The sequence below is a fragment of the Streptobacillus ratti genome (assembly GCF_001891165.1).
GTDB lineage: Bacteria > Fusobacteriota > Fusobacteriia > Fusobacteriales > Leptotrichiaceae > Streptobacillus > Streptobacillus ratti.
This window is the reverse complement of the sequence record NZ_LKKW01000003.1, coordinates 40,266-56,220: the sequence shown is the minus strand read 5'-3', so window position 1 is coordinate 56,220 and position 15,955 is coordinate 40,266. Positions and strand designations below refer to the sequence as shown.

The 15,955-nt window shown below is 24.3% G+C and carries 8 protein-coding genes and 1 CRISPR repeat array; of the genes, 1 reads left to right on the top strand and 7 read right to left on the bottom strand.

Annotation, left to right across the window (positions count from 1 at the left end; genetic code table 11):
- The first annotated feature begins 67 nt into the window (after positions 1 to 67).
- Positions 68 to 757: a 2,3-diphosphoglycerate-dependent phosphoglycerate mutase gene (gene gpmA / locus BT993_RS01150; RefSeq protein ID WP_072592846.1), complete on the top strand. Its 690-nt coding sequence runs from the start codon at positions 68 to 70 to the stop codon at positions 755 to 757.
- Between the two features lie 260 nt (positions 758 to 1,017).
- On the opposite strand, the gene BT993_RS01145 is transcribed toward gpmA, so the two are convergent.
- The 7 genes from BT993_RS01145 to BT993_RS01120 form a co-directional block, all read right to left on the bottom strand.
- Positions 1,018 to 1,866: a hypothetical protein gene (locus tag BT993_RS01145; protein WP_072592845.1), complete on the bottom strand. Its 849-nt coding sequence runs from the start codon at positions 1,864 to 1,866 to the stop codon at positions 1,018 to 1,020.
- 103 nt (positions 1,867 to 1,969) lie between these two features.
- Positions 1,970 to 2,928: a CRISPR direct-repeat array (repeat unit 36 nt; unit sequence CATTCACATTATTCAAATTTATCAAGAATCTATATC).
- Positions 2,929 to 3,013: 85 nt separating this feature from the next.
- Positions 3,014 to 3,328, bottom strand: a complete 315-nt coding sequence (cas2, locus tag BT993_RS01140) for a CRISPR-associated endonuclease Cas2 (protein WP_072592855.1) — start codon at positions 3,326 to 3,328, stop codon at positions 3,014 to 3,016.
- Between the two features lie 4 nt (positions 3,329 to 3,332).
- Complete coding sequence (cas1, locus tag BT993_RS01135) at positions 3,333 to 4,259, bottom strand: type II CRISPR-associated endonuclease Cas1 (protein WP_072592844.1); 927 nt, start codon at positions 4,257 to 4,259, stop codon at positions 3,333 to 3,335.
- Between the two features lies 1 nt (position 4,260).
- Positions 4,261 to 8,037, bottom strand: a complete 3,777-nt coding sequence (gene cas9, locus BT993_RS01130; RefSeq protein WP_072592843.1) for a type II CRISPR RNA-guided endonuclease Cas9 — start codon at positions 8,035 to 8,037, stop codon at positions 4,261 to 4,263.
- 102 nt (positions 8,038 to 8,139) lie between these two features.
- Positions 8,140 to 10,350 carry a hypothetical protein gene (locus tag BT993_RS07475; RefSeq protein WP_244147526.1) on the bottom strand — a complete coding sequence of 737 codons (2,211 nt, stop codon included), beginning with the start codon at positions 10,348 to 10,350 and terminating at the stop codon, positions 8,140 to 8,142.
- A 24-nt stretch (positions 10,351 to 10,374) separates the two neighbouring features.
- Positions 10,375 to 11,982, bottom strand: coding sequence for a S6 family peptidase (locus tag BT993_RS07470; RefSeq protein WP_244147525.1), 1,608 nt, complete (start codon positions 11,980 to 11,982; stop codon positions 10,375 to 10,377).
- 124 nt (positions 11,983 to 12,106) lie between these two features.
- Complete coding sequence (locus tag BT993_RS01120) at positions 12,107 to 15,940, bottom strand: S6 family peptidase (RefSeq protein WP_072592842.1); 3,834 nt, start codon at positions 15,938 to 15,940, stop codon at positions 12,107 to 12,109.
- Positions 15,941 to 15,955: the final 15 nt, after the last annotated feature.

Here is a 15,955-nt window from a genome sequence, read left to right as displayed (position 1 = left end):
AAAAATTGATTTTTTTTTAACAATATTGTATAATTAGCTTATATTTAGAAATTTAGGAGGAAATTTGATGAAATTAGTATTAGTACGTCATGGAGAAAGTGAATGGAATTTACAAAACAGATTTACAGGTTGGATAGATGTAGATTTAACTGAAAAAGGGGTTCAAGAAGCTAAAAATGGAGGACAAGCTTTAAAAGAATTAGGTTATACTTTTGATGTTGCTTTCACTTCTTTTCAAAAAAGAGCTAATAAAACTCTTAACTATATTTTAGAAGAAATCGACCAATTATATTTACCAGTATATAAATCTTGGAGATTAAACGAAAGACACTATGGAGCTTTACAAGGTTTAAATAAAGCAGAAACTGCTAAACAATATGGTGAAGAACAAGTACATATTTGGAGAAGAAGTTTTGATGTAGCACCTCCTCATGTTGAATTAACAGATGAAGTAAATTATCCAAGATTCCAAGCTAGATATAAGGATATACCAGAATCTGAATGTCCAAGAGGAGAAAGTTTAAAAGATACTATAGCAAGAGTTTTACCTTACTGGGATTCAAATATATCAAAAGAACTTAAAGCAGGTAAAGATGTAATAGTTGTTGCACACGGAAATAGCTTAAGATCATTAATTAAATATTTATTAAACATTGATGATGTTAAAATACTTGATTTAAACTTACCTACTGGAAAACCATTAGTATTTGAAATAAATGAAAACTTAGAAATAGTTTCAGCACCTGAATTATTCTAGTATATGTATTGATTATAAAAGAATATTAAATAAATAAGGATTAACTTTAAGTTTTATGAAAGTTAATCCTTTTAATTTTGAGATTAATTTATTATAGTATTACTACAATTTAGCTATATTTAATATTTATATATTGACTTTTTAAAATATCGTGGTATAATAATTCTGTAGACAAGGACAAAATTCACATTATTCAAGTTTACGCAAGATTCTATATTAAGATTTAGAATCGTAAGATTGGCTGCCTTAAGCAGCTTTTTTCATTTCAAATAATTTTTAATTATATCGAATTCCTTTTCTTCTCTTATTTCTTCGATTTTTCTTTTTATTTCTTTTTCTGAATAAAGGTCAACTCCATCAATAAAATTAATGTATCTTGGTAATTCTACCAATTTATTATTGTCAATAAACAATACTTTATGTCCATCTCTAACTAACTTATATACTATATCTTCATTTTTTACAAAAAATATACATTTTGTATTAAAATCATTTATCTTAGATGATATATATGATACTTTTTCAAAAAATTTACTCTTAGTATAAATACTATCAAAATCATCTATTAATAAAATTGTATTATCATTTACACTAATTAATCTATTTAAGTACATTTCAAGTTGTATATCTACTTTTTCACTAGTAGATAATTCAGAAAAATTAATATTATCAATCTTATACTCAATAGATTTAAAAATACTTGAATTAATTTTATCAAAATCAAATTCAAGATTAAAATTAGGTATAGAAAAAATTTCTTTTTCAATTAGTTTTTTAATTGAATTAAAATATTCAATCATTGAACTTCTAACATTTTCTTCATTAACATATTCTCTAAAGGTTTCAAGTCTTGAAATAATATATGTTTTAGAGCTTAATTTTATTTCTTCATCTAATGTATTATCTCTCGATATTCCCAATGCAACAAACTGATTTTTTTTAATTTTTAAACCGTCAACTAAAAACATATCTTTTTCTTTACCGTCAAAACCAGATAATATGTAATTATACATAGAAGTCTTACCAGTACCATTACCACCAGCAATAAATATATGATTATCAAAAGAAAAATTAGAGTATTCATCTCTAAAATACATCAAAACATTCATAAATATCTCCTATATTAGTAATATCTTATTTAAATTTACACAAAAGGATTTATCTCTATATTCAACATAGAGTGAAACCATCTTTATTCACATTATTCAAATTTNNTCACATTATTCAAATTTATCAAGAATATATATCAAACTAGCTAGATAGTTAAGTTCTTCACTTCATTCACATTATTCAAATTTATTAAGAATCTATATCGCATTATCTCCGTTTTGTCCCATAAGAATACATTCACATTATTCAAATTTATCAAGAATCTATATCAATTTAATATACTATTATAAAAATGCAGAACATTCACATTATTCAAATTTATCAAGAATCTATATAAAATGGAATTTAGAAAAAACAGAAGAAAATCATTCACATTATTCAAATTTATCAAGAATCTATATCAATAAATTTGCTTGTAGTTCACATTTGTTTCATTCACATTATTCAAATTTATCAAGAATCTATATCAGGTATATTTATCGTTCTTTCTTTTAATGTCATTCACATTATTCAAATTTATCAAGAATCTATATCCTACATATTCAACTTCAATATCATTATCATCATTCACATTATTCAAATTTATCAAGAATCTATATCTGATACTACTTGAACTTGTCTTTTTACTTTCATTCACATTATTCAAATTTATCAAGAATCTATATCAATCAATCTCAATATTATTATTTACTTTAGCATTCACATTATTCAAATTTATCAAGAATCTATATCAATTTAATATATTATTATAAAAATACAGAACATTCACATTATTCAAATTTATCAAGAATCTATATCTAAGAGAAGATAAGGCGATACAATCAAGACATTCACATTATTCAAATTTATCAAGAATCTATATCAGGCTATTCATTAATTTAAAGTAAATTAAGCATTCACATTATTCAAATTTATCAAGAATCTATATCTAATTTCACGATTTATATTATTTAATTTAACATTCACATTATTCAAATTTATCAAGAATCTATATCCTAACAATTCATCTACGGCATACATTCCATCATTCACATTATTCAAATTTATCAAGAATCTATATCCTCTATTAATGAAATTAATACATTTCCATTAATAGAAGATACAGTTGACAATTTAAATAATCAATCCATTAGTACAAAATTCACATTAAAAAATAACTAACGGATTTTTTGAAATCTTTATTTCAGATAATTTAGGTTCTTTTACTAATACTAACATATTTTCATATTGTTTATTAGTAATTTTTAAAATCCTTATTTCTCCACCACTCAATTTATTACTTAATTTCTTTATTCTACTAAAATATTTTGAACATTCAGCATCATTTCTGCAAAATCTTGAATAACAAGAAAATTGCATCATAATGAAACCTTCATTTAATAAATTTTTTCTAAAATCTTGAGCTTGTTTTCTTTCTAATTTAGTTAATACTGGTAAATCAAAATAAACAAGTAATCTCATTTCTCTATAACTCTTTAAAAAGATCATAAAAATCTATTTTTATTATTTCAGGTATAGCCAGTACTCTATCACCTTCTTCTAAAAATTTCAAATAGCTTTTTATTAATAACTCCATAGAATATAATACAGTATATTCTTTTTCATTAACTTTAATATTTGCATTTAAAAGAGAGATCAATTCTCTTCTAGTTTCTGTTCTTAATTCATCATCTTTTTCAAACCTATAAAGATAATTAAATACATAATAATCAATTATTGGTCTATAGGGTTCTATTAAATCATAAGTTAGATTAAAGGCATTCATCATAAAATTATGATGAACACCAATATGTGTTGTAAATCCATAAGTACATAATAATCTTGTAATTGCACTTCTAAATACTCCATACCCATAATCTAACGCCATATTTATTGAATCTCTTTCATTTTGCCTACAAAAATTTGTACCATATAGATAATTAAAAAATACTTTAGCAGCTGTTCCCTCTCTATTCTGAACATCATTTCCTACGATTTCATTCTCATATTTTTGCATTAATCCTATCAAATCACTTGAGGCATTTTCAATTTCTAATACTTTTATAGAATTTCTAATTTTAGTTTTTAACAATTGTTCCCAAATATACTCTTTTGATTTAGTTGTTTGTTGTTCTTGCAAACTGTGAATATATGGAATTCTATAATGCTGATTTATAGGAAGACTATACGCTACTGGCATATGTCTATAATCACAAAATAACATAGTAATATTTTTTAATGATAATTCCGATATCAATCTTAAACTTATAGTACTTTCTAAAGATTCAAATATTATTATTGCAATATCATTTACAGGTACAGATAATTTTTTATCATCTTTTTCTATTATCAAATTATCATTTTCAAAGTGAATATATGATTTCTGAGTTATCAATACTTGCCTAAATGACATATTAATCTCCTAAAATATTTTTATTTATTTTCTTAATTGATTTTATGGTTGATATAGCTATTTGATACTGATTTGTTATTTTCTTTATAATACCGTTATCTATTAAATCAAAATCATCACCTAATAAACTTTTTATTTCAAATCTCCCTGAAGTAAACCCCCTAACTAAACATTCAGAAATATTTCCATCATCCAATTCAAGTTCTATAAGTTCTCCAGGAACTAATTCATGTATTAATGTATATCCATTCTCTTTTAATTTATTATAGCTAAATTTATAATAATTAGTTCTATTTTTCCAAACAGATATTTCAAATTCTTTCCCTCTTTTTAGTAAATTATAATTATATCTACCTAGTGATGCAAATTTAAGACCTTCTTCTCCTTCTTTTTTAAATACCAATATTTTAACAATCGTTTTACCCATTTCTACATATCTTTTATCACCTAATTTAATAAATTTATCCTTATTTTCATCAACAATTTTAACTTTTTTAATAATATTCCCATTTTTAAGTTTAGGATAATCTTTACTCTTAGTTTCAAACCATTTAATTAAAGTTTCATATATTTCCTTTTGACTTCCATCTTTATCAAATATTTTTTTAAGTTCTTCGTTACTTAAATCAAACACTGATATTCTCTTAGTTATTTCTCCCTTACTTTCACCAAGTATAGTTTCAGCATGTAATTTCCCATTTACTTTTGATTTAACAACATGATACGGATATTTATTATTTTCTCTCTTATCAAAAATTTTAAATTTAATATCATCAATAAAATTTTCATAAGGTTTAGTTAAATTAAGTCTATGTGTTTTACCATTTATATTAAATTTTATTCCTCTTTCATTACCATCAATGTCTATTATTTTCTCTCTACTTAATTCTTCAGCAAATTCTCTTGAATTTATATATTCTCCTCTATCCTCATCAAGTATTTCTGTTTCTTTGTTTTTTAACATCGAGATTAATTGATTATACTTTGTAAGTTTAATTTGCATAGATTTATTCATAGTAGTTAATAAGAAAGCATCTAAAGCATGATGTAAATGGTTTTCTCTATTCTTACTGTATACTTTTTCTTTTAAAATAGTTATCATTTTATATAATATTGAAGTAATTTCAGGTTCAACATTATCTATATTTTCAAAATCAACTGTTTTTAAATCAAATAATACCTTATCTTTAAAATAATCTGAAATTTCAAGTAAATTTTCTTTTTTATTCAGTTCTTTCTGTAAAATTTCATCTTTAACTGTTTTAAATTCTCCAGCTTTATTTTTTTCAACTTTAGTTTCCGTGGTAATCTCTACACCAGTATTTAAGTTATATACACTAACTTTTAAACTTTCTTTATCCATTTGAAATTCTTTTAAATAAAAATTCTTATTATTCACTTCAAGTGTACCAGACTCAAAATTATGTGTATATCTATTTAAGTTATATAGATTTCTTAACATGGAAGTCATTTTACCTTGAAATGCTATCACATTACGGTTATAAATATATTTAACTTTTTCATTTCCATTTTCATCATATTTATCTTCATCACTTGCTGGTATTAATCTTTGAAAAATATTTAAAGCTAATCTTGAAGAATAGCTTGTAGCATGTAGTTCTCTTTCTAAAAATTCATCATTAACAACATCTTCTTCAAATAATAAATTTGATTTTTTCTTGTCGCTTATTTTTAAATTTAATCTAACTCTTTGTTTAAATTCAGACCATTTTTCAGTTCCTTTTAACCACTGATAAGGTGTTCTTTCTTTTTTATTTTGATTTTCATTACTAAAGACTAAAACCTTATTAGCATATGAATTATCAAACGATTTTGAATACGGAAGTATATGGTCAACTTGTACTTCAGAAGTAGTTAATTGATATTTTTCAATAGGTCTACCTGAATACATACAAACTTTATTTTGTTCTTCCCATAATTTTATTTTAACAAAATCATCATTAGATAATCTATCTTTACCAGCGACTATATCTTTATTTTTTCCATACATTTCAAATGTTGCTATTTCTCTTTTAACTCTATTTTCTAGTTGCTCACTTTGAATATCATTTCTAGCCTTAAAATTATTAGCAATATCTCTTGTTAATTCTAAATGAACTTTTTTAGGTCTCCCATATTTAAATAATAACGTATTGTATAATTTTCTTAAAATTACAAGAATATGCTTTACATTAGGGTTAGGAATCTTAGTAGATAAGCCATCTTCTATTTGAGAAATAGTTGGAAATTTTTTCCAATCATTATCAGTTTTAATATAGTAATTTAAATTTGAAAGACATGTTTCATAATCTAACCCCTCTATTAACATTTTATTTAAATCTCTAACTAAACTTAAAGACAAGTTACCGTTTTTAGTATAATTAGGAAAGGTTTTAATAATTTCTACTATATCTCTTTGTTCTTTAAATAAACTATATTTTTCATCATTTTCTATAAAGAATTCTACTTTTGAATCTGTTTTAGCATAGGTTAATATTTCAGCTACTAAATCAAGAAAATATATTCCACCTAATTCTTTTATTCTCTCTTCACTTATATTCTTTTCTTTAAATTTAGATTTTAATTCTTTATATACCTTCAAATTATCTTTTATTAACTTTTGTTTCATTCTTGCATTATTCAATTTTTTATTAAATCCATTTATTTCTTCTTCTGTTAAATTTTCATAATCTTTTCTTTCACCAAAATATGATTTTTTAACATTTATATATTCAGATTTTGAAATTTTTGGAATATTTAATAATCTAATATTATCTTCATTTATAGCTTTTTCTATCAAATCATATGTTAAAGTCTTATTTTTATTGACAACTAAATCATATATTTTCTTTATAACTTCTTTATCTAATCTTTCTACTTTTCTATTATCAGAATCAAGTTTTAAATATCTAATATCATTTAATTTTTGTAACATCGTAAATATTTCATATGAAGGAGCTGATTTTACAGATCTTACTTCTCCTGTATATTTACATGTACCCGCAAGTTTTTTATAATCAATTTTATACTTACTCCTTCCACCAGGTCCATCTGAAAAATCTCTTTGTGATGATAATATATTTATATACTCCTCTACAACTTCTTTAGAAATAATTTGTTGCATTTCTAAAATTTTTCTTGCTTCATCAATCACTTGATTTCTTTTAAACCCAAATTTATAATTACCTGCTTTGTTTTTAAAACCTAAAATACTACTGTCATTTTCTTTAGTCATATATATTACTTCTATTGGAGTTAATCCTTTACTTTCAATCAATTCTGTATTTTTAGCTATTATAGGTTTTAATTTCTTTTCATCAGAAATTTTTTCACTCACTTTTTTATGTAAACTTTCTAAAAGTTCTATTTCTTCTATCTTTCTATTAGATTTAAATCCCCTATTTTTACAATAAAATATCATAAGTCTAGCTATTTCATTTTTATTTAATTGTTCTTTTAGACCTCTTAATCTTATATTATAAATATCATCTAATTGTCCAATATAAAGATTATCAATTTCATCTTTAGTTAAAAATGAAGAATTTAATAGTAGCATTTTAGTTCTCTCTACCCTATATTTTTTTCTTCTTAGAATTCTTCTACTACCTCTTTTATCTCTTCTTTCTTCATTATACAGTTTACCTTTATCATTATCTAAAGGTTTAAATATTACCGAATTTGCATCAACAAGCCTTATTGGTTCATTTTTTTCATTAATTTCAGTAACTGCCCAACCAATTGATGCAACACCTAAATCTAATCCTAAACAGTAATTCATACACTTTCAGCTCCTACTTTTTTATCTCTTATTTTTTTATAATAATATTATAGCTCTATATTGAAAAAAATCAATATATTAAAAGAAAAAACATCTCTTCTATTACCAATTATACCCTGTCCCTAATCTAAATATATATTTACCATATGATTTTTGATATAAATTTGCATCAAAATCTAAATTCATATATATTCTATCAGTTGGTTTAAACTCAAACCCTGTCTTTATATTAATTCTCCAATCATCTTTAAAACTATTATCTATGCTTTGTCCTTTATTAGAAATTTCATATCTTGACCAATTATATTCCAAATTAGCCTTACTAAAGAAGTCTACATATTTATTTTCTAATTTAAATCCTGTTTCATAATATATACTAATAGGCTTTTTATGTGATATAGGGTAATTGTCTACTGAATTTTTAATTTTTTCACTTAATAAATAATTTATCTTATATCCAAATCTATTTAAATACCTTATACCAACATTATTACTTACTTTAAACTTAGGACTTAACCCTATATTTAATGAATTATTTAAATATACTAAAATATCCTTATCTGACATATTATTTACTAATATAGTATTTAATCCTAATCCTAAATTAATATCAAAAAACTTATACTTTAACCCTAACTTAGGAATTGCTCCAACAGAAACAAAAATTTTAGTAAGTGGTTCTTTACCATTATTTTTAAAATCTGTAGTTAAGCTACTACCTAATACTTTAAAATCAAATCCACCTGAAATTTTAGTTGCATCTACATCATTAGATTTTTCAAAATTAATTTCTATACCATTAAAATTAATTTTATTCTTATATTCTGTACTATTTAGTTTTGAATGTTCTTTATCTATTTTAGTATAATTTACATAATTAGCCTCAATAATATTTCTATATTTTAATTCATTGCTCATATAATTAATTAAATCTAATTCATTAAGCATATGTATTTTATTTAAAGCATCAGCTTTAATAGTTGAATATAGTTTAACTATATCATCACTACCTTTTTCCTCATTAAGTTCATAAACACTATCATACTCTTTAAGATTTGAAATTTTCAACTTATTATTTTTAACTTTTGCAACATTCAATTTCTTATTATTATATATCAATTTACTTAATAATTCTTCTTTAAGATTAACTGAAGCATCTACATCTTTATCTGCATTATCAATTTCAAGTAAAGTTTTATTCATTTTACTTAATTCAATATTAAATTTTCCACCTTTTGAAACATATTTATCTATTTTCATGTTCTTATCTTTAATTGATATTTCACCAGAATTTTCAACAGACTTTAAATGAGTATCATTTAAAAATTTAACAGTTGAATTTTTTGAAACGTTTATTTCTGAATTTATATCCTTACCATTTTTATTATCTATTATTACAGTTCCTTTACTTACTCCATTTCCTATATTCACTTTAGTTACAGTATTTGATTTATCAAGACCTCTTAAAGTTATAGTACCATTATCTCCACCTAAATTTAAAGTTTTAATATTTGAATCTATAGCTTTATCATAACTACCTATAGTAATATTTTTACTGCTACCTAAATACAAATTATTATAGTCCTTATACTTAGCATCAATACTTGAAATGCTTTTTCCTAAACTTAAAACTCCTTTTGAATTTTTATCTATCTTATCAAGCAAATCAACTATATCAGAATTATTATTCTCTACTTCAAGTATAGAATTATTTTTTAGCATTGTTTTAGTATCCCCTAACGTTTCTCTTTTATTAACCTTTAACTTTCCACCCTCAACATCAATATTACCTTTTAATTCTGAATTATTTTCATGCTTTAAATGAAGTAACCCCTCTCCTTTTTTTATAGCACTAATCTTTCCTTTAATTTTAGATTCTATGGTAGCAATATTATTATTTTGAATCTCTGCATTAAAATTATTAATATTCGCATCATCTTTAAAATTAATAGTACCTTTAATTATGGTTTCATTAATTTCCTTCTCTGTTTTAGCTCCCTCATAAGGCTTAGGTATGTCTTTCACAGTACCTAAAAGTAGCATTTCTAAACTTGCATCTTTATCAATATTAATATTTGATTCAACTTTTGCACCCCTATTTATTGATAATTTTGAAGAGTTTTTAACATTAATATCATTAGATTTAAATCTAACTTCTCTAAATTCATCTTGATGCACCTCATTATTATATCCATGAAGAATAGCATCTCTCTCAATTTTTAAATTACCCTTTTCAATATCAAGCTTACCCTTAATATCTGTATTCTCACTTCTTATTGACCAACTAGAATATTTATTAGTAGGATCATACACCAAATCTAAATTCCCTTTAAAACTTCATAAAAATACTCTTCTCCCAGTACTTAATTTCCAAGATAGAAATGAAAGTCCTCCCTTTGGAGTAAAAGTAAATGTTGATTTTTTATCCATATTTTCATTTACTATATTAGCATCTTTGTCCATATGATAAATATCTTTGAATTTTAAATCATTTCCATTTAAATTTAAAGTCCCACCCCTATGACCAAAAATTACATTATTAGATTTAATCTGATTTGAACTATTTATTTTTAATTTTGCTCCTTGTGCTAATCTAATGTTTTTAGCAGCATAACCATCAGTGTTCTGAAGTTCTGTTTCTCCACCACCTAAATTTAAATCTCCATCATTATTTCCTTTACTTTTAATAATTAATTTACCCTCACCTATTTTTCTTACAGTATTGCCTTTCTTAAAATTTAATTCATAATTTAAAGTCGCACCTTTATGTACGACAAAACCAGCAGTTTGTAATGTTCCATTACCTTTTAAAGTAGTATTTTTTTTAAATTCAAGTCTTGCATAACCTGTATTATTATTTCCTGTTACATCAACTTCTAAATTATATTTATTAAATATTTGATTTTTAACCTTAGTCATTTTTTCATCTATTTTATGATTAATATCCATTAGATGATCTGTAATTTTATCATGTCCTGTTTCATCTTCAAATTTTCTTTCTTCTCTTCCAACTTTCAAAGTTCCATTTTCAAACTTTACATTATTTTCTGTAATTTCTTTATCTGTTAAACTATCTTTCCATTTTTGGTATGCTTTTGGACTACTGAAAAGTTGAGAACTTTTACCATATCCCAATGAATTCCCACCTTTATTATTTGAAGCAATCAACCATTTTTTCCTTCTATTATCCCACCAAAACAAGGGAGAACCACTATCTCCCGGTTTAGTTCCTGAATCAAGAGGTGTTTTAGCCTCTTCTTGTATATCTAATCCTATCTTTTTATCTATTCCATCTTTACCAGATTCCCATTTATTTTCAACCCTATTTAATCCACCAGCAAAATTAGAATTACCTATTCCTTTTTCTTTTCCAACATCAATAGCCACATCATTTTCTCCAGCACCAACTCTTGCAAGTAAATCTCCATTTTGAATTCTATCCCAATCATCTTCTGTTATTCCATCTGGAACATAGGCATCAAAAGCTATTTTATTAGTTCTAATTAGTGAATAATCCTCTCCAACATTTAACCTATAACGTCCCTCTATACTTTCAGAAAATTTATTATACTTAGTTTCTTTACTTGAACCCATATATCCATCATAAAGTTCTACATCATCTCTTAAATGTCTTTTTGAAAATGTAAAATTTTCTGGATGATCAACATGCTTAACACCACTTAATAACTGAGAATCTCCCCATAATGCAAAATTACCTTTATCGATTACACCATCGAAATTAGGCATTGGTTGTTCTATTTTTCCAGATATTGTTCCATCTTTTTTATATACTATTATATTTTTTCTTCCTATAGAATACTTACCATTATTCATTGCAAAATCTTCATAGTTAGTAACCCAGTCTATATCATGTCTACCTAAATTTGAAATTCCAATTTCACTTGCTAGTATAAGTATTATCAATAATTTATGCTTATAATTCATAATTATCCTTTCAGATATTTCAATACTTACCAAAAAATATTTATTAATTATATATTATTTAACACCTTTTAAAATAATTGTAACACTAGATTCTTTAAAAAGCAATATCTTATCTTATTTACCTTTATCCCCAACTATACCCTGTACCTAATTTAAATATATATTGACCATATGATTTTTGATAAACATTTGCATTAAAATTTAGATTTATAAACATTTGTTCAATTGGTTTAAATTCAAACCCAGTCTTTATATTAATTCTCCAATCATCTTTAAAACTATTGTTTATTTTTTGACCTTTGTTATAAATTTCATAATTTGACCAATTATATTCAAAATTAGCCTTAGTAAAGAAATCAACATATTTATGTTCCAATTTAATTCCTGTTTCATAATATACGTTAATTGGTTTTTTATGCAATATTGTATGATTTTCTACTGCATTTTTAGAAATAGTTTCATTTAATAGTGCATTTACTCTATATCCTATTCTATTTAAATATTTTATATTAACATCATTACTTACTTTAAACTTTGGATTTATTCCTAAACTTAATGAATTATTTATATATGCTAAAATATCTTTTTCTGCATTATTCATAAATACAGTGTTTAATCCAAGTCCTAAATTAATATCAAAAAGACCATATTTTACACCCACTCTAGGAATTATTGCCATTGATGCAAAACTACTTTTAACTGTTTCCTTATTTTTAATTTCAGTTGTTAAATTATTTGCCATTACATTAAAATTAAATCCACCTGAAATTTTAAATTCTCCTAAATTATTAGCTTTTTCAAAATTAATCTCTACTCCATTAGTAAAAGTTCTATTCTTATACTCCGTATGATTCATTTTTGAACTATTTTTATCTATTTTATTGTAATTTACATAATTAGCTTCAATAACATTTCTATATTTTAATTCACTTCCAATATTGTTAATCAAATCTATTTCATTAAATACATACAATTTATTTAATATCTCACTTTTAACTGTGGCATATAATTTTACAATATTATTTTCATCTTTTTCTGTGTTAAATTCATAAACACCATCATACTGTCTAATATTTAAAATATTAACATCATGTTTTTTAACTTTTGCAATATTCAATTTTTCATTTTTATAGATTAATCTATCAATTAAATCTTTTTTAACCTTAACTGAAACATCTACATTTTTATCTGTATCTTCAATTTCAAGTAATTTCTTATTCATTTCATTTAATTGAATATCAAACTTACCCTTATTTGAAGTATACTTATTTATTTTTAAATTTTTATCAAAAAGATTAATAGTTCCTGAATTTTCAACAGATTTTAAATCAGTACCATCTGAAAAATCTACAGTTGAATTTTTTGAAATATTAATATTTGATTCTATTTTCTTACTATTACTACTATCTATTATTACATTTGATTTACTTATCCCATTCCCTATATTTACCTTAGATAATGAGTTTGAATTATCAAGTCCTTTTAAAGTTATAGTTCCACTATCTCCACCTAAATTTAAAGTTTTAATACTAGAATCTATAACAGTATTTTTATCTCCTATAGTAATATCCTTACTACTACCTAAATACAAATTGGAATAATCACTATATTTCTTATCAATACTTGAAATACTTTTTCCTAAACTTAAAACACCTTTTGAGCCTTTATCTATTTTATCAAGTAAATCACTTATGTCAGAATTATTATTTTCTACCTCAAGTACAGAACTATCTTTAAGTAATGTTTTACTATTTCCTAAAGTTTTTTCTTTAACAACTTTTAATCTTCCTTCATTAACTTCAATATTACCTTTTAATTCTGAATTATCCTCATTTTTTAAATAAAGTAAACCTTTACCATTTTTTATTGCCTTAATTTCTCCTGTAAGCTTAGCCTCTACTACAGCCTCATTATTATTCTCAACATTTGCCTTAAAATTAGTTGTAGCACTAGAATTAAAATTAATATTCCCCTTAATTAAGGTTTGATTAATCTCTTTTTGGGTTTTTGCATTAGTATATGGCATAGGAATATTTCTTACTGTACCTAATAAATTTAATTCCAAAATTGAATTATCCTTAACATTAATATTAGATTCCATTTTTACTGCTCTATTAATTGATAATATTGAAGAATTTTTAATATTAATACTTTCAGATTTAAATTTAGCCTCTTTATACTCATCTTTGTATATAACATTCTTATACCCATGTACAACATTATCTCCCTCAATCTTTACAATACCTTTATCAATATCAAATTTACCAGTAATATCTGTGTATTCCCCTCTTAAAGACCATTCAGACTCTTCATTAGTAGGCTTGTAATTCAAATCTAAATTACCTCTAAAACTTCCTAAAAATACTCTTTTACCATTACCAGGTTTAAATGTAAATGTTGATTTTTTACCGTCTTTACTTCCATTTTTATTTCCATTTTCATTTACTATTTTAGCATCTTTATCCATATGATAAATATCTTTAAATTCTAAATTATTTCCATTTAAATTTAAGGTACCACCTCTATGACCAAATATAACATTATTATCTTTTATTTGATTTTCTCCAGTTATTGTAAGTTTTGCACCTTGTGCCAATCTAATATTTGCAGCAGCATAACCATTAGTATTTTCAAGTACTGTTTCTCCACCACCTAAATTTAAATCTCCCTCATTATTACTGGTACTTTTAATAACTAATTTCCCCTCACCTATTTTTCTAACTGTATTTCCTTTATCAATTTTTAATTCATACTTTAAAGTTGCACCTTTATGCACGACAAAACCAGCAGTTTCTAATGTTCCACTGCCTTTCAAAGTTGTATCTTGTTTAAATTCAAGTCTTGCAGGACCTGTATTTGTTTTTCCTGTTACTTCAACTGATAAATCTTTTTTATTAAAAATTTGATTTTTATACTTACTAACTTTTTCATCTATTTTATCGCTTAATGAATTTACATAACCATTTATCTCTTTTTGAGATTTATTAGTATCTTTAAATTCTCTACTTTCACTTCCAACTTTTAAAGTTCCATTTTCAAATTTAACATCACTTTCATTAGTAATTTCTTTATCTGTTAAAGATTCTTTCCATTTCTTATATATCTCTGGATTACTTAAAAGATAAGAACTTTTACCATAACCTAATCCAGTTCCAGCACTATTACTTGAGGCTATTAACCATTTTTTATTTTCTTTATCCCACAAAAAAAGAGGAGAACCACTATCTCCAGGTTTAGTTCCTGAATCAAGAGGTGTTTTTGCCTTTTTTTCTATGGTTAAATATATAATCTTATTAATATTGTTTTTACCTTCTTGCCATTTTGCTACAATCTTATTTAATCCACCAGAAAGTTGCCTATGTGGTGCAGCATTAGCTTCTTTATTAGTACCAATAGCCATTCTATTATATCCTGCACCAACTCTTGCTATAACATCTTCAGGTTTAATTCTTTCCCAATCTTCTTTTGTTATTCCCTCTGGAACATAGGCATCAAAAGCTACTTTATCAGTCCTAGTTAATGAATAATCACTACCAATATTTAATCTATAATATCCTTTTACTTTTTCAGAAAACTTATTATACTTATCTTCTTCACTTGAATTAATATATCCCTCATAAAGTTCTACATCATCTCTTATATGCCTTTTGGAAAAAGTAAAATTTTCTGGACTTTTAATATGTCTTACTCCACTTAATATTTGAGAATCTCCCCATAATGCAAAATTCCCTCTATCAACAACACCATCAAAATTTGGTATAGGTTGTTCTATTGTCCCTGATTTAGTTCCATCTTTTTTATATACTATTACATTTTTTTGCCCTATAGAATATTTACCTCTATTCATTGCAAAGTCTTCATAATTATTTATCCAGTCTATATCATGTCTACCTAAATTTGAAAAACTAATTGATTTAGTTAATAAAAGTAGTAATAATAATTTATGTTTATCATTCATAATTATCCTTTCAGA

What these genes read in the sequence shown, in the direction of transcription:
- gpmA (WP_072592846.1), top strand. Translation starts at nt 68, where the DNA reads ATGAAATTAGTATTAGTACGTCATGGAGAAAGTGAATGGAATTTACAA.
- BT993_RS01145 (WP_072592845.1), bottom strand. Translation starts at nt 1,866, where the DNA reads ATGAATGTTTTGATGTATTTTAGAGATGAATACTCTAATTTTTCTTTT.
- cas2 (WP_072592855.1), bottom strand. Translation starts at nt 3,328, where the DNA reads ATGAGATTACTTGTTTATTTTGATTTACCAGTATTAACTAAATTAGAA.
- cas1 (WP_072592844.1), bottom strand. Translation starts at nt 4,259, where the DNA reads ATGTCATTTAGGCAAGTATTGATAACTCAGAAATCATATATTCACTTT.
- cas9 (WP_072592843.1), bottom strand. Translation starts at nt 8,037, where the DNA reads ATGAATTACTGTTTAGGATTAGATTTAGGTGTTGCATCAATTGGTTGG.
- BT993_RS07470 (WP_244147525.1), bottom strand. Translation starts at nt 11,982, where the DNA reads ATGAATTATAAGCATAAATTATTGATAATACTTATACTAGCAAGTGAA.
- BT993_RS01120 (WP_072592842.1), bottom strand. Translation starts at nt 15,940, where the DNA reads ATGAATGATAAACATAAATTATTATTACTACTTTTATTAACTAAATCA.